The organism is Kribbella sp. NPDC049584 (genome assembly GCF_040675555.1).
Lineage (GTDB): Bacteria > Actinomycetota > Actinomycetes > Propionibacteriales > Kribbellaceae > Kribbella.
On sequence record NZ_JBFAPF010000002.1, the window covers coordinates 770,809 to 792,886 of the forward strand.

Annotated in this window: 23 protein-coding genes and 1 riboswitch; of the genes, 8 read left to right on the forward strand and 15 right to left on the reverse strand. The window is 68.7% G+C overall.

The annotated features are described in order from the left end of the window. Positions 1–396, forward strand: a 396-nt coding sequence (locus tag AB0J62_RS10390) for an NTP transferase domain-containing protein (RefSeq protein WP_363866963.1), incomplete at its 5' end; no start/stop codon positions are given. 32 nt (positions 397–428) lie between these two features. On the opposite strand, the gene AB0J62_RS10395 is transcribed toward AB0J62_RS10390, so the two are convergent. Genes AB0J62_RS10395 through AB0J62_RS10410 form a run of 4 tightly spaced genes read right to left on the reverse strand, consistent with a single transcriptional unit; the run spans position 429 to position 1,964 of the window. Next, a complete protein-coding gene (locus AB0J62_RS10395; RefSeq protein ID WP_363866966.1) occupies positions 429–770 on the reverse strand; it encodes an NUDIX domain-containing protein in 342 nt (113 codons plus the stop codon). A gap of 3 nt (positions 771–773) precedes the next feature. Then, a complete protein-coding gene (locus AB0J62_RS10400; protein WP_363866969.1) occupies positions 774–923 on the reverse strand; it encodes a hypothetical protein in 150 nt (49 codons plus the stop codon). Further along, a complete protein-coding gene (gene nfi, locus AB0J62_RS10405; RefSeq protein ID WP_363866972.1) occupies positions 916–1,572 on the reverse strand; it encodes a deoxyribonuclease V in 657 nt (218 codons plus the stop codon). Before nfi ends, AB0J62_RS10400 begins: the two co-directional genes overlap by 8 nt. Next, the gene (locus tag AB0J62_RS10410) at positions 1,569–1,964 is read right to left on the reverse strand and encodes a VOC family protein (RefSeq protein WP_363866975.1); all 396 of its coding nucleotides are present in this window, start codon (positions 1,962–1,964) and stop codon (positions 1,569–1,571) included. The genes nfi and AB0J62_RS10410 overlap by 4 nt, the downstream gene beginning before the upstream one ends. 64 nt (positions 1,965–2,028) lie before the next feature. Between AB0J62_RS10410 and AB0J62_RS10415 the strand changes: the two genes are divergently transcribed. The 6 genes from AB0J62_RS10415 (at position 2,029) to AB0J62_RS10440 (ending at position 7,332) form a co-directional block, all read left to right on the forward strand. Next, positions 2,029–3,123 carry a glycerate kinase gene (locus AB0J62_RS10415; protein WP_363866978.1) on the forward strand — a complete coding sequence of 365 codons (1,095 nt, stop codon included), beginning with the start codon at positions 2,029–2,031 and terminating at the stop codon, positions 3,121–3,123. A 157-nt stretch (positions 3,124–3,280) separates the two neighbouring features. Further along, on the forward strand, positions 3,281–3,637 hold the full coding sequence (locus AB0J62_RS10420) for an iron-sulfur cluster assembly accessory protein (RefSeq protein ID WP_130446795.1): 357 nt from the start codon (positions 3,281–3,283) through the stop codon (positions 3,635–3,637). A gap of 114 nt (positions 3,638–3,751) precedes the next feature. Further along, positions 3,752–4,393 (forward strand): ABC transporter permease, encoded by a 642-nt coding sequence (locus tag AB0J62_RS10425; protein ID WP_363866983.1) that lies wholly within the window; start codon positions 3,752–3,754, stop codon positions 4,391–4,393. Continuing rightward, complete coding sequence (locus AB0J62_RS10430; RefSeq protein WP_363866986.1) at positions 4,386–5,555, forward strand: ABC transporter ATP-binding protein; 1,170 nt, start codon at positions 4,386–4,388, stop codon at positions 5,553–5,555. Before AB0J62_RS10425 ends, AB0J62_RS10430 begins: the two co-directional genes overlap by 8 nt. Next, the gene (locus tag AB0J62_RS10435) at positions 5,552–6,364 is read left to right on the forward strand and encodes an ABC transporter permease (RefSeq protein ID WP_363866989.1); all 813 of its coding nucleotides are present in this window, start codon (positions 5,552–5,554) and stop codon (positions 6,362–6,364) included. The genes AB0J62_RS10430 and AB0J62_RS10435 overlap by 4 nt, the downstream gene beginning before the upstream one ends. Beyond that, positions 6,361–7,332 (forward strand): glycine betaine ABC transporter substrate-binding protein, encoded by a 972-nt coding sequence (locus tag AB0J62_RS10440; protein WP_363866992.1) that lies wholly within the window; start codon positions 6,361–6,363, stop codon positions 7,330–7,332. Before AB0J62_RS10435 ends, AB0J62_RS10440 begins: the two co-directional genes overlap by 4 nt. On the opposite strand, the gene AB0J62_RS10445 is transcribed toward AB0J62_RS10440, so the two are convergent. After that, on the reverse strand, positions 7,319–8,767 hold the full coding sequence (locus tag AB0J62_RS10445; RefSeq protein ID WP_363866995.1) for a DHA2 family efflux MFS transporter permease subunit: 1,449 nt from the start codon (positions 8,765–8,767) through the stop codon (positions 7,319–7,321). The genes AB0J62_RS10440 and AB0J62_RS10445 overlap by 14 nt on opposite strands. An 89-nt stretch (positions 8,768–8,856) precedes the next feature. Between AB0J62_RS10445 and AB0J62_RS10450 the strand changes: the two genes are divergently transcribed. Continuing rightward, entirely contained in the window at positions 8,857–9,576 is a 720-nt protein-coding gene (locus AB0J62_RS10450; RefSeq protein ID WP_363866999.1) for a TetR/AcrR family transcriptional regulator, read from the forward strand. Here the strand turns inward: AB0J62_RS10450 and AB0J62_RS10455 are convergent. The 10 genes from AB0J62_RS10455 to AB0J62_RS10500 form a co-directional block, all read right to left on the reverse strand. Further along, on the reverse strand, positions 9,569–10,381 hold the full coding sequence (locus AB0J62_RS10455; protein WP_363867002.1) for a MerR family transcriptional regulator: 813 nt from the start codon (positions 10,379–10,381) through the stop codon (positions 9,569–9,571). The genes AB0J62_RS10450 and AB0J62_RS10455 overlap by 8 nt on opposite strands. 9 nt (positions 10,382–10,390) lie before the next feature. Beyond that, a complete protein-coding gene (locus tag AB0J62_RS10460) occupies positions 10,391–11,677 on the reverse strand; it encodes an amidase family protein (RefSeq protein ID WP_363867005.1) in 1,287 nt (428 codons plus the stop codon). 160 nt (positions 11,678–11,837) lie between these two features. Further along, on the reverse strand, positions 11,838–13,016 hold the full coding sequence (locus tag AB0J62_RS10465) for a M20 family metallopeptidase (RefSeq protein ID WP_363867008.1): 1,179 nt from the start codon (positions 13,014–13,016) through the stop codon (positions 11,838–11,840). Between the two features lie 17 nt (positions 13,017–13,033). Next, positions 13,034–14,611, reverse strand: coding sequence for an allophanate hydrolase (gene atzF / locus AB0J62_RS10470; protein ID WP_363867011.1), 1,578 nt, complete (start codon positions 14,609–14,611; stop codon positions 13,034–13,036). Next, entirely contained in the window at positions 14,608–16,560 is a 1,953-nt protein-coding gene (locus AB0J62_RS10475; protein ID WP_363867014.1) for a 5-oxoprolinase/urea amidolyase family protein, read from the reverse strand. The genes atzF and AB0J62_RS10475 overlap by 4 nt, the downstream gene beginning before the upstream one ends. Before the next feature lie 2 nt (positions 16,561–16,562). Then, entirely contained in the window at positions 16,563–17,180 is a 618-nt protein-coding gene (locus AB0J62_RS10480; protein WP_363867017.1) for an urea amidolyase associated protein UAAP2, read from the reverse strand. Then, complete coding sequence (locus AB0J62_RS10485; protein WP_363867020.1) at positions 17,177–17,782, reverse strand: DUF1989 domain-containing protein; 606 nt, start codon at positions 17,780–17,782, stop codon at positions 17,177–17,179. The genes AB0J62_RS10480 and AB0J62_RS10485 overlap by 4 nt, the downstream gene beginning before the upstream one ends. Continuing rightward, positions 17,779–19,362, reverse strand: a complete 1,584-nt coding sequence (locus tag AB0J62_RS10490; protein ID WP_363867023.1) for an amino acid permease — start codon at positions 19,360–19,362, stop codon at positions 17,779–17,781. The genes AB0J62_RS10485 and AB0J62_RS10490 overlap by 4 nt, the downstream gene beginning before the upstream one ends. 54 nt (positions 19,363–19,416) lie before the next feature. Then, a riboswitch (guanidine-I (ykkC/yxkD leader) is annotated at positions 19,417–19,531 on the reverse strand. Between the two features lie 135 nt (positions 19,532–19,666). Continuing rightward, positions 19,667–20,605, reverse strand: coding sequence for an NAD(P)-dependent oxidoreductase (locus tag AB0J62_RS10495; protein WP_363867026.1), 939 nt, complete (start codon positions 20,603–20,605; stop codon positions 19,667–19,669). A gap of 71 nt (positions 20,606–20,676) precedes the next feature. Next, a complete protein-coding gene (locus AB0J62_RS10500) occupies positions 20,677–22,077 on the reverse strand; it encodes a serine hydrolase (protein WP_363867029.1) in 1,401 nt (466 codons plus the stop codon). Position 22,078: the final 1 nt, after the last annotated feature.

The following is a 22,078-nucleotide window of genomic DNA, read 5'->3' on the forward strand; positions in this document are numbered from 1 at the left end:
TCAACCACGCCCGCCGCCTCCGCGACACCCACCTCAACCACGCCCACCGCCGCCGCCTCCTCCTCCGCCGCCGGCCGGTCGCCGGAGGTGGGGGGTGTGGTTGGGGCGGTTGTGGTTGTGCCGGTGGACCTGCCTGGGCTGACGAGTGCTGGTGTCCGGAGGGTCCTGGAGATGGCGAGCACGGATGCGCTGGTGCGGGCGACCTACGCGGGCTCGCCCGGTCATCCGGTGCTGATCGGGCGAACGCACTGGGACGGGGTCATCGCATCAGCTCACGCCGACGCAGGCGCCCGCGACTACCTCCGCAGCCACCGCGTCAACCTGGTCCCCTGCGACGACCTGTCCGACGGCACCGACGCAGACACCCCCGACGACCTCCCGAAAGGCCACGGCTGACCCCATGTCAGCCCTCAGCGCGCGCGACCCGGTTACGCGCTGGGCATGTCGAAGTACAACTCGCCCGCGAACACCGCAGGCAGGAGCGGCCGATGGCCGGCGATCACTGTCAGCTGGGCGGCTTCCTCGGCCGTGAACCACCCGGACTCGCTTACCTCCGCCGAAGTCCCGGCCTCGCCGCCGACTGGCTCGGCGCGGAACACCACGCCGACGATCTGCACGCGATTGCCGTCGGGGTAGACGACCACGACGTCCGGGTTGGAGTAGACGCCGATCAGACCGGTCACTCGCACGGACAGCCCCGTTTCCTCAAGGGTTTCGCGCTCGGCGGCCTCCGCGGGGCGTTCGCCGGGTTCGATCGCGCCGCCCGGCATGCACTATTCCCCGTTGTCGGTGCGTTTCGTCAGGAGCAGTCGCTCGCCGTCCATCACGGCTGCGGCTGCCCCGATCCGCAGTACGGCGGTCGCGCCGAGGCGATCGCCGTACTCGTGTCGCGTGTATCCGGGCACCCTTGGCGTGTCATCCATCCTGCAGTCCTTCCCGGCATGCTCGGTCCGCCGCGCGGGTTGTCTCTGGCAAGCGGTAGCGCGGTGCCAGGTGTAGGACGTGCTTGACGGCGGTCGGGAGACTCACGCGATGTCCGATCGACACGTACACCGGCTTGACTGCGGCCTGGGTTCGCAGCGCGGCCCCGACTACCTGGTCAGCGTCGATCAGCTCTGCGGTTGCGCCGCGTTCCGGGCCGGGCTGCCGGTGGGACCCGATGAAGGTGGTCTTAGCGGCACCGATGGCCGGGATGCCCGTCAGCACGCCGAGATGACAGGCGAGACCGAACCGCCGCGGGTGCGCGAGCCCGTGGCCGTCACACACCAACAGGTCCGGTGTCGTCGTGAGCCGGTCCAGCGCGGCGAGCAACGCCGGGACCTCCCGGAACGCGAACAATCCCGGCACATACGGAAACGTCGTCTCGCCACGCACGACCGCGCGGTCCACCTCGCGGAGCGTTTCCCGATCGAGTACGACGACCGCGGCCGCCAGCCGATCGCCGTCGTACGCGACATCCAGCCCCGCCACATACCGCGGTGCCGGGCCCACATCCACGACTTCCACCAGCCCGCGCATCTTCTCCTGGACAGCGATCGCCTCGGCCGCTGTGGTGGGCCACGTTGACGTCATTCGAACGTGGGCGGACCGCTGGGAGGCCACTCGACGAGTTCTATCCGGTAGCCGTCGGGGTCGAGCAGCCACGAGGTCTTCGGGCCCTCGGGACCGCCGGGCAGTTCAGGCTCGCCGGGTTGCAGGCCGGCCGCGATCAACCGTTCGAGAGTCTGTGAGAGCGACTCGACCTCGATCGCGAAGTGCTGGAATCCGCTGACCTCGACCGCGCCGTCAGCGGGGCGGTGGACCAGTTCGAGCGACACCGCCGGCTCGTCGGGAAGCCGCAGCCAGACCAGGCTCGACCCGTCGTCGAACGGAACCGTGCCCAGGTCGACGTACCCGACGGTGCGGTAGAAGGCGAGCGAGCGTTCCAGATCACTCACCCGGAGTGCGAACAGGACTGTCTTCATGCCGACCGATCCAACTGGCGGCACTCGACGACGTCAACGTCGGCGGGTGGGAGAGGATGGCGGCATGCGGATCCTGATTGCGCCGGACAAGTTCGCGGGCACGTTGACGGCTGTGGAGGCGGCTGCGGCCATCGAGGAAGGATGGCGGCGGCGCGATCCCGGAGCCGAGGTACTCGTCGCGCCAATGGCGGACGGCGGACCCGGCTTCATCGACGTACTGTCTGCGGTCGTCGACGGCAAGCTGCTCTCGGTCACGGTCCGTGGCCCGCTCGGCGAGGACACCCCGGCGACGGTCTTGATGGCCGGAGAGACGGCGTACGTCGAGACCGCTCAGGCGTGTGGACTGCATCTCGTGGAGCCGAAGGACCGTCGGCCCGAGGACGCGACAACGTACGGCGTTGGGCAGTTGATCGCCGCAGCGGTCGACGCCGGAGCGAAGCGGATCATCCTCGGCCTCGGCGGCTCGGGGACGAACGACGCCGGCGCCGGCATGCTCGCCGCGCTCGGGGCGACGGGTGAGTCTGGTCACTTGGATGGTGGAGCTGCCGGGCTCGCCGGGTTGACAGCTGTGGACCTGGAGCCGGCGCGCGACCGTGTCGCCGGAGTCGAGTTCGTCGCGGCCAGTGACGTGGAGAACCCGATGCTCGGGCTGCGCGGAGCGACCAACATCTTCGGCTCGCAGAAGGGCCTCGGGGACGATCGGAAGCCGGCGGTCGACGGTTGGCTGACGCACTTCGCGGAGCTCGCCGATCGGAAGACGGCTGACAAGAAGGGGGCGGGCGCCGCAGGCGGACTCGGGTATGCGTTGCTGCTGCTCGGCGCCGAGCGCGTCTCCGGAATCGACCTGGTGGCAGAGCTCACAGGGCTGAAGGAGAAGGCCGCGCGGGTCGACCTGGTGCTGAGCGGTGAGGGCGCGTTCGACTTCCAGTCCCGGGACGGGAAGGTGATCGCCGGCGTCGCGAAGGTCGCGAACGACGCGATGCGGCCCTGCGTCGTACTTGCCGGGAAGGTGCTGATCGGGTCGCGGGAGATGCGCACGATGGGCGTCGAGTCGGCGTACGCGCTGGTCGACGTGGTCGGCGAGGAGCAGGCGTTCGCGGACCCGCACGGCTCGCTCGCGACGGTCGCGGAGCGTGTCGCGCGCACCTGGGCACGTTGACCAGGGATCGGCCATTCGATGATGTGGTAGTTGATCCGTGAAATTGGTGTGCGACCATGGGAATGAGCGCGGACCGGGCTGTGTTGGTTCGTGTTGACAAGAGACTTCCGTGCTGACGAGCTGGCTGTCGGCACTTAGCAGATGACTGGAGTCAGGGATGACTGAAGCGCAGACCGAGCAGGCCGTCGCCACTGGTGTTCTCCTCACCGACGGGGCCGCCGCCAAGGTGAAGGCGCTGCTCGACCAGGAAGGCCGCGACGACCTCGCGCTGCGGGTCGCCGTGCAGCCGGGCGGTTGCTCCGGACTGCGGTACCAGCTGTTCTTCGACGAGCGTCAGCTCGACGGTGACGTGGTGGCCGACTTCGGTGGCGTGAGCGTTGTCACCGACCGGATGAGCGCGCCGTACCTCAAGGGTGCGTCGATCGACTTCGTGGACACGATCGAGAAGCAGGGCTTCACGATCGACAACCCGAACGCGACCGGCTCCTGCGCCTGCGGCGACTCGTTCAACTGATCTACCCCTGAAGCCCCTGGCGCCTCCTGGTGACCAGGGGCTTCGGCATGTCCGGACTCTGGTATGACCTGTCCCACCGTGTGAATCCAACGCTTGTTGGGTACGGCCTACCGCGTGTGGGACTACATCACTGAGCGTCATTCACAACTGCTCTACCAGAGCTACCAGCACCTGAGTCTGGTCGTTCAATGCGTACTGCTGGCCACCGTGATCGCGGTCGGGCTGGCAGTCGTCGTGCACCGTAATCCGCGGGTGGCGTCGCTGGCCGGCGCGGTCAGCGCGGTCGGCCTGACGATCCCCTCGTTCGCGCTGCTGGGCCTGATGATCCCGCTGGCCGGCATCGGCACCGCAACCTCCGTGATCGCGGTCACCTTCTACGCCTGCCTGCCGATCCTGCGGAACGCCGTCGTCGGCCTGTCCGGCGTCGACGCGACGCTGATCGAATCCGCGCGCGGGATGGGCATGGGCGCGGTCCGGACCCTGCTCCGGATCGAGCTGCCGCTGGCCTGGCCGGTGATCCTGGCCGGCGTCCGGGTCTCGGCCCAGATGTCGATGGGGGTCGCGGCGATCGCGGCGTACGTGCTCGGCCCCGGCCTGGGCAGCTTCATCTTTACCGGCCTGACCCAGATCGGTGGCAAGAACGCTCTGAACTCCGCGCTGGCCGGCACGATCGGCGTCGTCCTGCTCGCTCTGATCCTGGACGCCATGCTGCTGCTCGTCGGCCGCCTGACCACCTCGAGGGGTATCCGTGCCTGAAACCGAACCGGCCATCAGCGGCGTCGACATCGAGTTGACCGACGTCGTCAAGCGGTACCCGGGCCAGCGCAAACCCGCGGTCGAGGGCCTGTCCCTGCACATCCCGGCCGGCGAGATCGTGATGTTCGTCGGCCCGTCCGGCTGCGGCAAGACCACCTCGCTGAAGATGATCAACCGGCTGATCGAGCCGACGTCCGGCAGCATCCGGATCGGCGGCGAGGACATCAGCCGGCAGGACGACGACGATCTGCGCCGCCGGATCGGGTACGTGATCCAGGGCGGCAGCCTGTTCCCGCACATGACCGTCACGCAGAACATCGCGCTGGTCCCGGGGCTGCTCCGCTGGGACAAAGCCCGTACGGCCGAACGCGTCGGCGAGCTGCTCGAGCTCGTCGGCCTCGACCCCGACCGGTACCGCAACCGCTACCCGCGTGAGCTCTCCGGCGGTCAGCAGCAACGCGTCGGTGTGGCCCGCGGGCTCGCGGCCGACCCGCCGGTGATCCTGATGGACGAGCCGTTCGGCGCGGTCGACCCGATCACCCGGCAGCGGTTGCAGGACGAACTGCTCAGCATCCAGGAGGAGCTGCGCAAGACGATCGTCTGCGTCACGCACGACTTCGACGAGGCCGTGAAGCTCGGCGACCGGATCCTGATCCTGACCGATGGCGCGAAGATCGCGCAGTACGACACCCCCGAGGCGATCCTGGCGAACCCGGCCGACCGGTTCGTCGCGGACTTCGTCGGCGCGGGCGCCGCGCTCAAACAGCTCACGCTGAGCCGGGTCAGCGAGATCGAGTTGGGTCAGCCGACGGTCGCCGAGATCGGCGATCCGGCGCCCGACGTACTGCGGGCCGCGAACCAGGCCGGTGACGATTCGGTCGTCGTCCTCGATCGGCGACGGCGGCCGGTGGACTGGATGCGGACCACCGACCTGTCCGATGTCGACCGGGTGCCGGCGCCGCACGAGGACACCGACCTGGTCACGATCGACCGGCGCGCGACGCTGAACGACGCGCTCGACACGATGTTGATGTCGAGCCACGGCAGCGCCGTCGTCACGGGTCGGCGGGACGAGTACCTGGGCGTCGTCGACTTCCAGGCGGTGCTGGCCCGGATCCAGGACGGCAACGGTTCCGCGGACCCGGAGGAGGTCGCTCGGTGACAGTGACCGAGGAGCATCCGGCGAAGCAGAACCTGGCTGACACGAAGGCGGCGGCCGCCGGGCTCGCCGCTACCCGTGCGCGCCGCCCGTCGTGGGGCCTGCTGATCGGGCAGCCGCTGTTCGTCGCGATCGTCGTCGGGGTGTGGGCGATCTGGCGGTCCCAGGCCGAGCTCGACTCGATCGAGCAACGACAGCTCGAATGGAAAGTGGTCGGCCAGTTGACGCTCGAACACCTCGAGCTCACGGCTGTCGCCACGATCATCGTGCTGCTGATCGCCGTACCGCTCGGCATCGCACTCACTCGGCCCCGGTCCCGTCGCGCCGCCCCGCTGGTGGTCGCACTGGCGAACGCCGGTCAGGCCGCACCGGTGATCGGCCTGATCGTGCTGCTGGCGATCTGGCTCGGTTTCGGTTTCTGGACGGCGATCCTCGCCCTGTGCCTGTACGCGATCCTGCCGGTACTGCGGAACACGATCGTCGGCCTGCAAGGCGTCGATCCGACGCTGGTCGAGGCCGGCCGGGGGATGGGCATGTCGAGCGTCGCCGTCCTGGGACGGATCGAGCTGCCGCTCGCCGTACCGGTCATCATGGCCGGCATTCGTACTGCGCTGGTCCTGGTTGTCGGTACCGCAACGCTCGCGACGTTCATCGACGCCGGGGGATTGGGGAGTCTGATCACGACCGGCATTCGGCTGCTCAGGTATCCAGTGCTGATCAGTGGCGCCGTACTCGTTGCTGCACTGGCGTTGCTGATCGACTGGGCGGGGCGAGTGCTCGAAGAGGTCACCCGGCCGAGGGGGCTCGAATGAAGCGGCTGGTCGCGGCAGCGTCCGCGTTGCTTTTGGTCCTGTCCGGTTGCGGCCTCGGCACCAGCGGAGGTTTCGTGCCGACCGGTGCTCTTCAAGGTCAGCTGCGGTCGGTGAAGAGCCTGGACGGGCTGACGATCGCGATCGGGTCGAAGAATTTCCAGGAGCAGCTGATCCTCGGCAAGATCGCCGCGATCCTGATGCAGTCGGCGGGCGCCCATGTGCAGGACCTGACCAACATGCCGGGCAGCGACACGTCGCGGCAGGCGATGATCGGCGGCCAGATCCAGATGGCCTGGGAGTACACCGGCACTGCGTGGATCTCGTACCTCGGTCACGAGACCGGCATCCCCGACAAGCAGAAGCAGTACGACGCCGTGCGCGCGGAGGATGCGGAGAAGTACGGCCTGATCTGGCTGAAGCCGGCGCCGATGAACAACAGCTACGGCTTCGCGGTGACCCGCAAGGAGTCCGAGCGACTGCACCTGACCAAGCTGTCCCAGATCGCGTCGTTGCCGGCGAAGGAGCGGACGTTCTGCGTCGAGTCCGAGTTCGCGAACCGGAACGACGGGTTCGAGCCGATGCTCAAGCACTACGGCGTCCCGTTGGGTTCCGCCGTACCGCGGAACAACGTGCGGACCCTCGACACCGGTGCCGTGTACGCCGCGACGAGTCACGGGGACTGCTTGTTCGGCGAGATCTACACGACCGACGGGCGGATCAAGTCGCTCGACCTCGTGGTGCTGCAGGACGACAAGAAGTACTTCCCGGCGTACAACGTGGCTCCGGTGATCAGTAAGAAGGTGCTGGACAAGTACCCGCAGCTGCGGGATCTGTTGCAGCCGGTGTCGGACAAGCTGACGGACCCGGTGCTGATCGACCTCAACGCACAGGTCGACGTCGACGGACGTGAGCCCGCCGACGTCGCCATGGATTGGTTGGTGAAGGAAGGTTTCGTCAGCCGTGGCTGACCGCTGATTCGCGCGCCCGCTTCGGGAGGGCGAAGGTGACGGCGAAGCTGACCACGAAGAGCCCGATCGCGACCAGGACCGATGTCTTGGTGGCGCCGAGGAACGCGTGCGCCGGGAGCAGCTGGAAGAACACGGTGCCGATCACGGCGACGCCGATCGCTCCGCCGTACTGCTGCATGGCGGTGAGTACGCCGGACGCCGAACCGGCGGCCTGGTCGTCGATCGAGGCCAGGATGATGTCGAACAGCGGAGCGAACACCAGTCCGGCGCCGATCCCGGTCGCGAGCGTCGCCGGCACCAGGTTCCAGATCGTTGTCGCGTCGCCGTAGGTGTGCAGCGTGAACCAGACGCCGGCCATCGCCACGGTCATCACCGCCACACCGAGCTGCAGCGCCTTGCGGCCGAGCTTCGGGGCGAGCAGGCCGCCGGACAGCGGGGCGCCGATCGCGATGCCGAGTGAGAACGGCACCATCGCGAGGCCGGCCTTCAGCGGGCTGTAGTGCAGCCCGAGTTGGGTGAACAGGTTGAAGACGAGCATGAAGCCGTTCATCGCAAGGAAGAACGTGGTGATCACACCGAGGCCGGCGACGTACCCGCGGTTGCGGAACAGCGACGGGTCGATGACCGGGTTGCCGGATCGGCGCTCGCGCCAGCCGAACAGCGCAAAGACGACGATCGAGCCGGCCAACATGAGGATCGTCCACAGCGGCCAGCCGAGTTCGCGGCCCTGGACGAGCGGGTAGATCAGCAGCCCCGAGGCGAGGCTGACCAGCAGCACGCCGGCGGTGTCGAGGCGGGAGGCGCCGGGCGTCTTCACCTCAGGCATGAACTTCAGCGCGCCGACGAGGGCAGCGACACCGATCGGCACGTTGATGAAGAAGATCGTGCGCCAGCCGGCGTCGAACCAGTTCGCGTCGATCAGTACGCCGGCCAGGATCGGGCCGGCGACCGCCGACAATCCCATCACCGGTCCGAACATCGAGAACGCCTTGCCGAGCTCGTCGGACGGGAAGATCGACTTCAGGATCGCGAAGCCCTGCGGGATCATCACCGCGCCGAGCAGGCCTTGCGCGACCCGGCTGCCGATCAGCAGCTCGGGGCTGGTCGCGAGGCCGCAGACCGCGGAGGCGACGGTGAACCCGAGGGCGCCGATCACGAACAGCCGCCGGCGGCCGACCAGGTCGCCGAGCCGGCCGAAGGTGATCAGCCCGATCGCGAAGGCGAGCGTGTAGCCGGCCAGCATCCATTGCATGGCGGACTCGGAGCCGCCCAGGTCGGCGCGGATCGAGGGGGCGGCGATGTTGACGATCGTCGCGTCGACCAGGTCCATGATTTCGGCGATCAGGATCGTCGCGAGCACGATCCAGCGCCAGCGGTACGGCGTACCCCGCGCGACGCTTGTGGTTCCGGGCGGGTTGTCCAGTGCGGTGCTCATAGTTGCCCCCTCGAAGAAATTGCGAACGGTGTTCGTTGACGAACACTGTTCTACTACCGAACACTGTTCGCGTCAAGTACAGTGTTCGTATGACGCAATCCCCGTGGCAGCCGATCACCCCCGCGAAGCCCAGCCGCACGCCGAAGGAGCCGCTCAACCGGGAGCGGATCGTCGACGCCGCCATGCGGGTGCTCGTGGAGTCGGGGTACGAGGCGGTCTCGATGCGGAAGGTCGCGCAGGCGCTCGGCACCGGACCGGCCTCGCTCTACGCACACGTCGCGAACAAGCGCGAGCTGGATCAGCTCCTGGTCGAGCGGGCCGCGGCGCAGATGAAGTACGACGAGCCGGTGGATCCGGCCCGCTGGCAGGAGCAGTTGAAGGCGATGATGCGCGAGATGCTGCGCGCGATGCGGGCGAATCCCGGCGTCGCGCGGGCCGCGATCGGCGCCGTACCGCTGGGGGAGCGGGCGCTGATGAGCACGGAGCGGATGCTGACGCTGCTGAAGGCCGGCAACATCCCTGACCAGGCGGCGGCGTGGGCGGTCGACCTGATTCCGCTCTACGTGACGGCGGTCGCGTTCGAGGAGACGGTGCAGAGCGCGACGGACTGGACGCCCGACGATGTCGAGCGATTCGTCAGCGGTCTCCGGTCGTACTTCGAGTCGCTGCCGGCCGACCGCTTCCCGCTGACCGTGGCTCTGTCCGGCGCACTGACGTCCGGCGCCGCCGGTGACGAGCGGTTCGAATTCGGCATCGCGGTCATCGTTGCCGGCCTGGCATCACTCGCCGAGAAGGATCCGGCTAGCTGATCGGTTCCTGGAGTTCGGTGACCCAGTCGGCCGGGTCCTCCGGAGTGTCGAGGTAGAGCTCGCGCGCTGGTTCGACCGCGCGATGGTTGTTGTCGTCGATCCAGCGCGCCAACGCCTGCCACGCCGGCAACACCTGATCGATCGGTCCGCGGTGCACCAGCGTCGCGGCTCGCATCGCCGGCAGGTCGATCACGTCGAGTCCATTGAGGTTGCCCCCGGCCTCGACAGCGGCCGGGACGGTCGCCCGGACGAGGACCTCGTCCTCGGATTCCTGATTGCGTTCGTACAGACAGGTCAACCGGCCGGACGGACGTACGTCGGCATCGGGCAACCGTCGACCGAGCTCCGCGCAGAGCGGGCGCACCACCGGCGTGATGTCGTCGGGTGTGAAGCTCGCCGCGGTCGCCGTCAGACCAACCAGCCGCACGGCGGGGAGCTCTTTGACGACGATGTCCGCGGGCGGCACGTCGGCCTCCAGACCGCGCAGCCGCGACTCGACCTGCGCGAGTCGCGCGTAGCTCTCGGCCACGGTCGTCTGCAGTTCTGCTCGTCGCATGGTCAGCAATGCGCGCAGCTCGGCCGGACCGAGATTGTCTGCAATCAGCGCGCCGACCTGTTCGAGCGTGAAGCCGAGATCCTTCAGCGCGACGATCCGGTTCAGCTCGGCGAACTGCCCGGCGGTGTAACTGCGGTAACCGGTCGACGGGTCGACGTACGCGGGCCGGAGCAGGCCGAGGGCGTCGTAGTGCCGCAGCATGCGAATCGACACCCGTCCGTGCCGCGCGAATTCACCGATCGCGAACATGGGATGCAGTCAACCAGCCAGCAGTTCCGCGAAGGTGATCGCGGTGTCGTCTTCGTGCCACGGACCGATGACCTGAGCGCCGACAGGCAGATCGCCCTTGGTGCGACCGATCGGCATGCTGAGCGCGGGATGGCCGATCAATGAGGCGTGGGAGATCCAGAACACCTGCGCGTCGTACGGCTGCCCGTCGATTGTCGTCGAGCCGTGCGGGAAGGCGACGGTGAAACTGGTCGGACAGAGGAAGACGTCGACGTTCTCGAAGTACCGCTGCCACTTGGCCCGCGCGAGCATCCGCGCGCGTTCGGTCGCGAGCAGCTCGTCGACGGTCAGCTCCGTCGGTTCGCCTCCGTGCAGTGCGAAGAACAGACCGACCTGCCGACCGAACTCCTCAGCCTGTTCACCCGGATCCACCTCGTCCGGCCAGCCTTCGATGATCTTCGCGCCGCTCCGGGCAAGCCGGTCGACCGTGGCAGCCATCGCGTCGCCGACCTCGCCGGAGACCGGCGCTGACGGGTGATCGGTCACGACGCCGACGCGGAAGTCCTCGAGTCGTCGTTGGTGCCGCGGCGGCGTCAGTTGCCAGGAGTACGGCGCTTCGGGGCCGGCGGTCGCACGGAGAGCGATGCGCAGGTCGGCGGCGGAGCGGGCGAGTGGGCCGAGTGTCGACAGGTTCGGCAGTTCGCTCGGCAGGTACGGCGTACCGGGGACCTGGAAGCCGCGTTGCGGGACGAGACCGTTGGTCGGTTTGAGCCCGTACACCCCGCAGTACGCCGCTGGGAGCCGGATCGAGCCGACGAGGTCGGAGCCGTACTCGAGGTAGGTGAGGTCCGCGGCGAGTGCGGCCGCCCCGCCGCCGCTCGAACCGCCGGGCGTTCGACTGAGGTCGGCGGGGTTGTTCGTCCGGCCGTAGATCTCGTTCACGGTCTGCCCGAAGTCGGCGAGCATCGTGTGCACGTTGCTCTTCCCGACGATGATCGCGCCGGCGCGCTGCAATCGCTCCACCACGGTCGCGTCCTGATCGGCGACGTACTCCGCAAACGCCGGATTGCCCCAGGTCGTGTGCATGCCTGCGACGTTGAGGCAATCCTTGACCGTCATCGGCACGCCGTGCAGCGGTCCGACCGGCGATGTCGCATCCGCTCCATCCGCGGCGGCCAGGGCGTACTCGGGCCGGACCTCGACCACCGCATTGATCGTGTCGTCGTCGGCGATCCGATCTAGCAGCTGCTCAGTCACCTCACGCGACGAGACCTGCCCGCTGCGGATCCGCTCAGCAATCTCTCCAGCTGTCCTCATGCCGCCGGTCTACGACCTCACACAGTGTCAGAGTCAAACCCCACGCCGCGGTTTGCCTACGCAAGAAGCCGGAGAGCTGCCAGAGCGCACGTGCGGACCGCGGGGTGGCTACGCGAGAAGGTGGAGAGCGGCCAGAGCGTACGTGCGGACCGCGGGGTGGCTACGCGAGAAGGCGGAGAGCTGCCAGAGCGTACGTGCGGGCTGCGGTGACGAGTTCGGAGACGGGGACCGACTCGTCGGTGCGGTGGGCCTGGGTGGTGACGGAGCCGGGACCGAGGACGACCACTGGTATGCCGAGGTCGCGGGCGATATAGCCGCCGTCGCAGGCTGCGGTCCAGCCGGCCAGCGGCATCGGCTGACCGCCGCCGTCGAGGCGTGCGGCTTCGGTGACGCGAACCAGGTCGGCGTTGTCGGCGGTCTCGAAGGCGGGCATCTCCATGGGCATGGCGAGGTCGACGGTCAGGCCGCGATCCTCGAGGTGCAGGGCGGCGACGCGGCGGCCGAGGTCGGCGAGTACTTCGGCGGGAGACTCACCGGGGAGGAGGCGGCGGTCGGCGACGATCACGCATTCGGCGGGGACGATCGAGCCGCCGGTACCGCCGTTGATCTGGCCGACGCTCCAGGTCGCCGGGCCGAGCAGGGGGTGGGGTGCAGTCGCGAGCTCCGCATGCAGGCGTTCGATCTCGGCGACGACGGCAGCCGCACCGTAGATCGCGTTGGCGCCGCCATCCGGGTTGCCAGCATGCGAGGCACGACCATGCACGGAAACCTGAAGATAAGAGTCACCACGGGCGGCGATGATGGTCTGTAGATCAGTCGGTTCAGCGGTAATGCATCCGAAGTACTGCCGCTGCGAGTGAGCTATGTAGGCGCGGATGCCCTTGCCGGTTTCTTCTTCGTCTACTACTGCGGTTAGTTCGACGGGCCCGGACAGGGGTGTGTCGCGGAGGGCGGCCAGGGCGGTGAGGGCTGCGGCGAGGCCGCCCTTCATGTCGGAGGTGCCGCGGCCGTAGATGCGGCCGTCGCGGAGGAGGCCGCCGTACGGGTCGACCGTCCAGCCGTCGCCGACCGGGACGACGTCGGTGTGGCCGAGCAGCAGCAGGCCGGGATTGTTGCCTCCGGCAAGCGTGATCGTGACGTTGTCGCGGCCGGGTTCGACCGGTGACAGCTGCACGTCGAGCCCGAGCTCACGGGCCGCCGCGGCGAGGACGGCCGTGGTGGCGGCCTCCTCGCCGGGCGGGTTCTGCCCGTGGGCGCGGACCAGGTCCTGCGTGACCCGGACCAGCAGGTCCTCGTCGATCCGGTCCAGCACCTTCTGTTCGGCGGGAGTCAGGCTCATGCCCACCAACCTTAGGCTCAGCGCCCGGACAGGTACGCGCGCCAGCCTCCCGCTGAGGTGATGTCGCGGGCCGGGTCCGCAGCGTCCGCGGTGCATACGAAGCCGAAGACCTGTTGTCCGTCCGAGAGCTCCAGCGGCCCGATCGCCAGCGGCGGATCGATGGTCGCGGCGAATCCGCCCAGCTCAGTCGCCGGCATCCGCCAGACCTCAACCTCGATCCCCGGACCGTCCCCGTCCGTCAACGTCCTGGTCAACCCAGGCCGAGGCCCGTCGACCAGATACATCCGGTACGACGACGCGGTGCGCGCACCGAACGCGAGCCGAGCACCACGCCGTACCAGCTGGTCATTGAGCGGCTGTCCGGACAGATGCGCGCCCGCGACCGCCAGCAGGACGTCAGTCTCAACAGCTCGTGTCGGCACAGGTTCACCGCACCACAGCGCCGCCAGATCGATCAGCGCATCATCGTGCCCGGCCGGTGCCAGCAGTTGGATCCCGAACGGCAGGCCGTCGGCCCGATCCGGCCCCGGGAACGCGACCGCGCACAGATCCAGCAGATTGACCATGTTCGTGAACCGGCCAAGCCGGCTGTTCGCACCGATGGGATCCGCCGCGACCTCCGCCAGCGTGGGATGCCCAGGTGTGACGGGGAGCAGCAGCGCGTCGAGCTGCGTCCACAGATGCTCACTAGCCCGGGCGAGCGTCGCGAGCCGATCGAAGCCTGCGAACGCCGCGGACGCGGTTATCGCCGCGCCGCCCCGCACGATCGCCCGCACTGTGGGATCGACGGCCGGGTCATCGTCGAGCTTGTCCCCGAACGCGAGCCACCGCTCGGCCAGCCACGGCCCGGAGTACAGCAGCTCGGCCGCCTCCAACAGCGGCCGCACGTCCACCTTCACAACCTCACCAAGCCGATGAGCCTCAGCCAGCGTCTCCTGCCACGCGGCCTCGTGCAGCGGATCCAGGTCCAACCCAATATCCGGTACGCCGATCACGCGCCCGCCCCGAGGGCGAGGCAGATCCATGGCACGCCGCGACCAAGCGTCATCGGGGTCATAGGCAACCATCACGTCGTACGCCGCCCGCGCGGTCGCCACGTCCCGGGCCATCACCGTCACGCAGTCGAGCGAGCGGCACGCCGGTACGACGCCGCGCGCCGACACGAGACCTCGACTCGGCTTGATCCCGATGAGCCGGTTGAACGCCGCAGGCACCCGCCCGCTGCCGGCGGTATCCGTGCCGAGCGCGAAATCGACCTGCCCACTCGCGACGGCGACCGCACTGCCCGAGCTCGATCCGCCCGACACGTGCTGCTCGGAGAAGACCGAGTGACAAGCGCCGTACGGCGATCGCGTGCCGACCAGGCCGGTCGCGTACTGATCGAGGTTCGTCTTCCCCAGCGGTACGGCACCGGCCGCGATCAGCTGATCGACGACGAACGCGTTGCCCAAGGCAGGCTGCAAGTTGCGCGGGTCCCCGGCCGTCGTCGGCACCCCGGCGAGATCGATGTTGTCCTTGAGTGCCATCGTCAGGCCGCGCAGCGGCCCGTCCGCCGGCTCGACCGCGTCGACCCTGGTGATCCACTCGTTGTTCATGCGCCCCACCTGCCCCGCTCGGCCTCGAACGCGGCGCGGCGTCTGGCCCGCACGGTCGCAATGTCCACAGGTGCCTCCTGCTCGATCCGGCGTACGTCGGAGATCGAGAACGTCGCCGGGGTGGTCTTCAGGTCTGCCCGTCCGGCGGCGATCTCGGCCCGCTCGTGGGCGAGTTGCTCGGCGCTGACCGGCGTGAATCTGATCAGGTCGAACTGCCTCAGTAACCAAGGCTGCTCGTCGGAGGGGGACAGCCGCCAGACCGGGACGGTCCGTCCGACCAACTGGTACCCACCGGGACCCTCCATCCCGTACACGCACAGGTAGATCCCGCCGATCCCGACCGCGTTCTGCGGCGTCCACGTCCGGGCCGGGTTGTATTTCGTGGTGACGAGCCGATGCCGCGGATCGACCGGGACCGCGACCGGCGCACCGAGATAGACGTCGCCGAGGCCGACCACCAGGTACGTCGCGGCCTGGACGATCTCGAAGACCTCGTCCCGCGTGTCGAGGTCGTTGACCCGCCGGATGAACTCGACGTTGTCCGGGCACCACGGGGCGTCCGGCCGGACCGAGGTCGCGTACCGGCGCATCGCCTCGTGCGCCTCCGGATGATCGAACGCGATCGGCAGCACGACCTCGCGGGCCGGCAGCACCACGGTCTCGGGATCGTCCAGTCCGGCGGCGAGGAACGCGAGCCGTTCGGCGAGCGCGGCCAGTGACAGCCGGGACGAGTCGACCGCGACCAGCACGGACCGTACGCCCTCGACGATCTCCGCGACGCCGGCCGGCTTGTCCTCCCGCAGGGCTTGGGCCAGCAGGTGGATCCAGACCCGGACGGTGAGGTCGAGCTCGGCCGGTCCGGCCTCGACGAGCAGGTGTCGCTCACCGGCACATCTGATCGTGTACGACGGCGCCGTCGCGGACCGCTCGCCGTGGTGGAGGATCTCCGGACGACTCGGCGTACCGGTCGAAACGGCGACGGAGGTCGGCTCCTGGCGCAGATCCGTCAGCCACCGTCGGCGGTGCTCGATCGCCTCGGTCGCTGCAACTAGTGTCACCGGAACTAGTTGCACCGAGTCGCCGGCTCGCAACTGCCCGAGCATCCACCGGTCGGCCTCGATCACGACGGCGGGTACGACGAACCCGCCGAGGGACGGGCCGTCCTTCCCGACGATGACCGGGGTGTCGCCGGACAGCATGATGCCGCCGACCGGGTACGCCGAGTCGTGCACGTTCGACGGATGCAGACCGGCCTCGCCGCCGTCGGTCCGCGCCCAGCCGGGCGTCGGTCCGATCAGCCGGACGCCGGTGCGGTCGGACCGATGGTCGACGATCCAGCTGGTGGCAAAGAACTCATCGACGCCCTCGGTGGTCAGATGCTCGGGCGCTCCGTGAGGTCCGGGAATCACGCGCAGCTGCCAGGAGTCCGACATCGTCGGCAGCTCCACCGACAACGGGGACAGCAGATTCTCCTGCCGACCCAGTGGAATCTGATCGCCGGCCTCAAGCGGCTTCCCGCCGTGACCGCCGAAGCCGCCGAGGATGAACGTCGACCGGCTGCCGAGCACCCGTGGTACGTCGAGGCCGCCCTGGATCGCCACGTACCCGCGCATCCCGGGACCGTCGAGCGGGCCGATGTCCAGCACGGAGCCGGCCGGCCACCGGATGACCATCCCGGGCCTGATGCGCAGCTTGTCGACAGTCGCACTGCGGACCGCGCCGCCGACGCACACCAGCCGATCCTCGTCGCAGATGAGCACCGGTCCGGTGAGCACACACTCGAGTCCGGCCGCGGTGTCCGGATTGCCGACCGCGGCGTTGAGCAGGGCGAACGTCAGTTCGTCGGCGGCTCCGGACGGCGGTACGCCGACATCCCACAGGCCGGGCCGGCCGGCGAGATCCTGCACGGTGGTTTGGGTGCCTTGGGCAACTACTGTGATGACGGCCAACGTCACCACCAGCCCAGCAGCTGGATCGGCGTCGGGTCCCAGCCGTTACAAGGATTGTTGATCTGCGGACAGTTGCTGATCAGCGCGAACAGGTCGCGGCTCGCCGTGACCTCGACGTACTTGCCCGGCGCCGACAGCCCGTCCTCGAACGTCAGCCCGCCGCCCGACGTCACCGGTACGTTCATGAAGAAGTTGATGTTGTGGGTGAGCTGACGCTGGCCGATGCCGGCCTGCGCGCCGTACCGCAGGAACGTCTGCCGGCAGGCGTGCTGGTGACGCGTGAACTCGCCGTACCGGATGACGTTGCTCTCCTGGGAGCAGGCGCCGCCGACGGTGTCATGCCGGCCGCAGGTGTCGTCGGTGATCACAGCGAGCTCGTCGAGCCTGGTCGAGATCAGACGCGATCCGGCGGTCAGGAACACGGCGCGCTGCTCGCGGATCGTGTCGAAGGCGGAGTACCGGTTGTCGATGTCGTGGGCGTCGTAGAAGAGCGTGTCGACGGCTTGGTTCCCGCGCAAGTCGACGATCCGCAGGCGCCCACCGGCCGGCACGCTGACGAGTGCGCCGTCGCCGGCTTCGACCACGGAGTCGAGAGCGACGGTCGTCGCGGTGATGGTCATGCGATCAGCTCCCGGGTCAGACGCAGTGCGCGGACCGCTTCCTCGCGCAGGACGGGATCTTCAACGTGTGCAGGCGATTCGAGCTGTACGGCGATGCTTGCGGCTGGGCCGTCCGATAGTGCGTGGGGTGCGGTCGAGACGAAGATCAGGAGGTCCTGGTCGGCCCGGAGGGTGACGGTGTCGCCTACATGGGCGTGGTCGGGGATGTAGGCGAGTGAGGCCCGCGGGTCGTCCGCGACGGCGACCTTGCTGAAGAAGTTGATGCAGCCGTGCAGGTCCGCTTCAGCGAAGCCGTGCTTGGCGAGTTCTAGCAGGAGGACGCGGTCGGGCAGGGCGCCGGTGAGGCAGTCGTGCCAGTCGAGGGTCGAGGCGATGACGGTCGCCAGGGCGAGTCCGCGGTCCGACATCAGGACCATGCCGGGTTTGATCCGTGCGGACATCTGGGACTTCAGGGTGTCGGGGATGTTGAGGCGGTCGAGACGGTCGGCGCCGATGATCAGCACCGTCGCATTCGCGCCGTCGGCCAGAGCAGTCAGCGTGACGGTGCGTCCCGCACGAACAGGCACGGACCAGGCAGCACCGCCGGGAATCTCGTGGTTCACGCGCTGGCTCCTTCTGCCTCGACGGCCGGCGCGGCTGTGCGGAGCGGCACGCCGATGGAGGCGTAGTACGCGGTGCGCTGCGTCCGGTACGCGAGGAGCCCGCCGGCGGCGACGACGGCGAGGGTGATCAGCGGGAGGTAGTGGAGGTACCAACCGTCACCGGCCGGGTCGTAGACCTCGGCGCGCGGCCAGCCGAGGTTGATCGCCATCGCGAGCCCGTACGCGACCGCGACGGTATTGACAATCAGACCGAAGCGTCCGAGCGAGAACAGCGGCTTGCCGTTCTCGTCGACTCCGGCGGCCAGACCGCCGCCGGTCAGGCGGCGTACCAGCAAGGGCGCAGTCACCATCAGGTACGCGACGTACAGCAACATGATGCAGACGCTCGCGAGGCCCAGGAACAGGCCCGCGTTCCCTACGTTTACGACCAGGCAGACCGCGGCCAGCACGCCAGGGACGACGGTCGCGGCCACCGGCGTGCCGGTCCGCTCGGACACCTTGCGCAGTTGACGCGATCCCGGCAGGACGTTGTCGCGGGCCATCGAGAAGATCATCCGGGCCGCGGCAGTCTGGATCGCCAGCGTGCAGACACAGACCGCGAGAGCGACGTCGAGCAGCAGGAGCTTTCCGGGCGTCGTGCCGAGCCTGCTCGTCAGCACGTAGGGGAGGCCTTGCGTGGCCAGATTGCCGTCGGTCAACGAAGGCGCGGCCATCAGTGCCGCGACGATCAGGAACGCACCACCGATACCGGAGGCAACGACCGCCCGGATGATCGTCCGCGGTGTCGTCGCGCGCGGCTTGTGCGTCTCCTCGGAGAGCTCGCCCGCACTGTCGAAGCCGACAAGTACGTACGCCGCCATCAGCGCCGAGATCAGCAGCGGTACGACGTACCCGGTCGTGCTGTCCAGGTTCGTTGTGTGCAGTACGACGGACGGACCGCGCTCGGCGCGCATCGTCAGCAAAATGACGATCAGAACGACGCCGATCAGCTCACACGTCACCCCGACCGAGTTCACGACCGCGGTGATCCGCACGCTGGTCGCGTTCAGCACAGTGGTCGCGGCGAGCAGGATGCAGCCGAGCAGTACGGCGTTGGCGGCGCCGTCCTTCGACGCGAGCGCGGGGTCGCTGCCGACCAGCTGGAACCCGGGCCAGACCGCGGGCAGAACGACCTGCAGGGCGATCGCCGCGGTGGCCAGCGTGATGATCTGAGCGATCGCCATCGTCCAGCCCGCGAACCAGCCGACCACGGCCCCGCCGAGACGACGGGCCCACTGGTAGATCGCACCCGACAACGGGTACCGCGCCGCGAGCTCGGCGAAGCACAACGCCACCGTCAACTGTCCCGCGAGGACCGCGGGCCAGGTCCAGAAGAACGCCGTACCGCCGAAGCCGAAGCCCAGGCCGAAGAGCTGGAAGACCGTGGTGAGAATCGAGACGAACGAGAAGCCGGCCGCGAACGACGCGTAGCTGCCGACCCGGCGCGAGAGCTGCTGCGCGTAGCCGAACTGGCCGAGATCGCGCGCGCCGACCTGATCGATGGTCAGTGTTTCGGGGGATGCTGTGCTGGATCCTGGCATTCCGGCCTCCGCTGGTTAGGCCCGGAATGCACACAGCAACCCGGGGCCTTCAAGGCCTCCCGGGCTTTTGTCCCGCCGTGGAACGGCACTCTGCTGCGAGCACCGCCTCCCCTCTCGGACCAGTCCTGCCGTCAGCTCGACCAGCAGCGGAACCCTAGGGGCGCCCCGCCGTCCCGGCGGGTCTTGTCCAGTTCAGGACGTGCCGGTTTCAGCGGTCGTCCTCGCGTGTAACGCGAAAGTAAAGGAATCCTCTCACCGGATTCGGCAAACGGTGAGGGACCGAGATCCCCCACCGTCGGCTGCCTCACAACCCCTTGCGGAAGCCTTCCCGCCAGGACGCGTACCCGGGCTGCCAGCCGAAGGTCTGCTTCGCCAGCGTGTTGTCGGCCCCGCGGATCTCGGTGAAGGCGGCGACCCCGACATCGCCGACCGCGAGCCGCCCGATCCAGGCCGGCACGTGCCGCGGCGGCTTCGCGCCGAGAATGCGGGCGAACTCCGGCAACCAGACCGCCACCTGCGCCGGGTCGTCGTCCGCGATCTGGAACACCCCGGTCACGTCGCTCTCGACCGCCTTCACGGTCGCTGACGCCGCGTCGTCGTAGTGGATGAACGACCAGACCCCGGTGCCGTCGCCGATCAGCGGCAGGCGGCGCTTCTGGATCATCTCCACCATCGAGCCGCCCTTGCCGATGTCGCCGGTCGGGCCGTAGAAGCTGCCGTACCGCAGCGCGACGCCCTCGATCCCGTCGGCGTTCAGGACCGCCGATTCGAGGTGCTTGATCGCGGCCATCGTCTGCTGTTGCGCGGGCACCGGGTTCGGGTCGAGCGGGTCCGCCTCGGTCTTGGTGGCGGATCCACCGTGCTGCAAGTTCCAGCCGGCGTACGACTGGACGACGAACCGTCGTACGCCGGCAGCCTGGGATGCGGCGAGCAGGTTGTCGGTGCCCTCGGTCCGCAGCCGGTTCGTCATCGCGAAGCTGTCGTCGAAGTGCTTGAAGTCGATGCCGCCCTTGAGCGCGGTCATCTGGTGGACGACGACCTCCGGACGGACCTTCTCCACGGCCGCGCGGACCGCGGCGGTGTCGAGCCCGTCCGCGAGTACGGCGTCCGCCCCGAACGACCGCACGCTGCTCGCGCCGGACTCGGACCGGGTCATCCCGGTCACCTCGTGCCCGGCCGCGATCAGCTGCGGCACCAACGACCGGCCCAGTCCACCGGTCGCACCTGCTACCAAGACCTTCATGTCATCCTCCGTCGTCTGCTGTGACGACCCGGAGGACACGCGGCGACCTCAGCTTTGTGACATGACGCGGATCACACCTCGGACGTCAGCGTGAACTCGGTCGGCCCGAACGACACGTTGAGCTTGCCGTCGACGGTCATCGAATCACCGGCGACCCGACAGGTGAACGTGGCAACGAACGGCGTTTCGACCCAGCGGATCGTGGCCACGAACGCGTCGCCGTCGCCGTACGCGCTGGTCACGACCCGCATCCCGGCTTCGGGGCTTGCGTCGTTGACAGTGCCCGGAGCGGACTGCTCGCGCCAATCGCCGGGCGCGCAGACGATGTCATGCGATCCGCCCCCGCCGAACTCCTCGAAGGTGAAGACCCCGGTGCCGTCCGGGTCGAGCCTTACGGCGGTCAGCCCGGCATCGTTGGGACCGGTGAACCGGTACGTCCGCCCGTCGCCACCTGCCGGCGCTGAACCAGTCGGCGGCAACAACTCCAGCCGCGACGGGCGGGACACCGACGGGACGTCCTTGCCCTCGAGCGCGGGGAGCAGATACTCCCAGACCGTGTTCAGGATCCCCTGCATGTCGGTGGTCGCGCTGGTGACGATCAGCGCAGCGTCGTACTCCGGGAAGATCAGGCAGAACTGCCCGAACGCGCCGTCGCCGCGGTACGTGTTGTGCCGCCCGCGCCAGAACTGGAAGCCGTAGCCCTGCTTCCAGTCCGGGTTCTCCTCGGTGTCGTTGGGCACCTGCTTGGAGGTGGCCGCCTCGTACCACTCGGCGGGGACGAGTTGCTCGCCCTTCCACTCGCCGTGCTGCAGCAGGAGCTGCCCGAAGCACGCCAGCGACTCGGTGTTGATGCTGAGACCCCAGCCGCCGGTCGTGATGCCTTCCCTCGACACCTGCCAGGTCGCCTCGGTCGCGCCGAGCGGCTCGAACAGCCGCGGTCGCAGGTAGTCGAGCAGTCGCTCACCGGTCAGCCGCTGCAGGATCGCGGACAGCATGTAGGTCGCGCCGCTGTTGTAGACGAACACCGTGCCGGGCTCGTGGGCCACCTCGAGGCCGAGGAAGATCTTCACCATCCGGCGGTCGCGGCTGAGCGCCTCGACGGTGTCCTGCGAGTGCCCGGTCGTCATCGTCAGCAGGTGCCGGACCTTCATCGCGGCCAGGTTGTCGCTGACCGTCTCCGGCAGCTCGTCGGGCTCGAAGAACGAGATCACCTGGTCGTCCAGCGACAGCAGACCCGCGTCGATCGCCAGCCCGATGCCCGTCGACGTGAAGCTCTTCGACACCGAGAACAGCAGGTGCGGATCCTCCGGCCGGTACGGCGCCCAGGCCTCCTCGAGGACGACCTGCCCGTGCCGCAGCAGCATAATGGTCTGGATCTCCGGCTCGCCGGCGTCGAGCGCCCCGACAAAACTGTCGAGCGCCGCGGCGGACAACCCCTGGGCTTCTGGCGTACTCCGTGGAAGTCTGCTCACC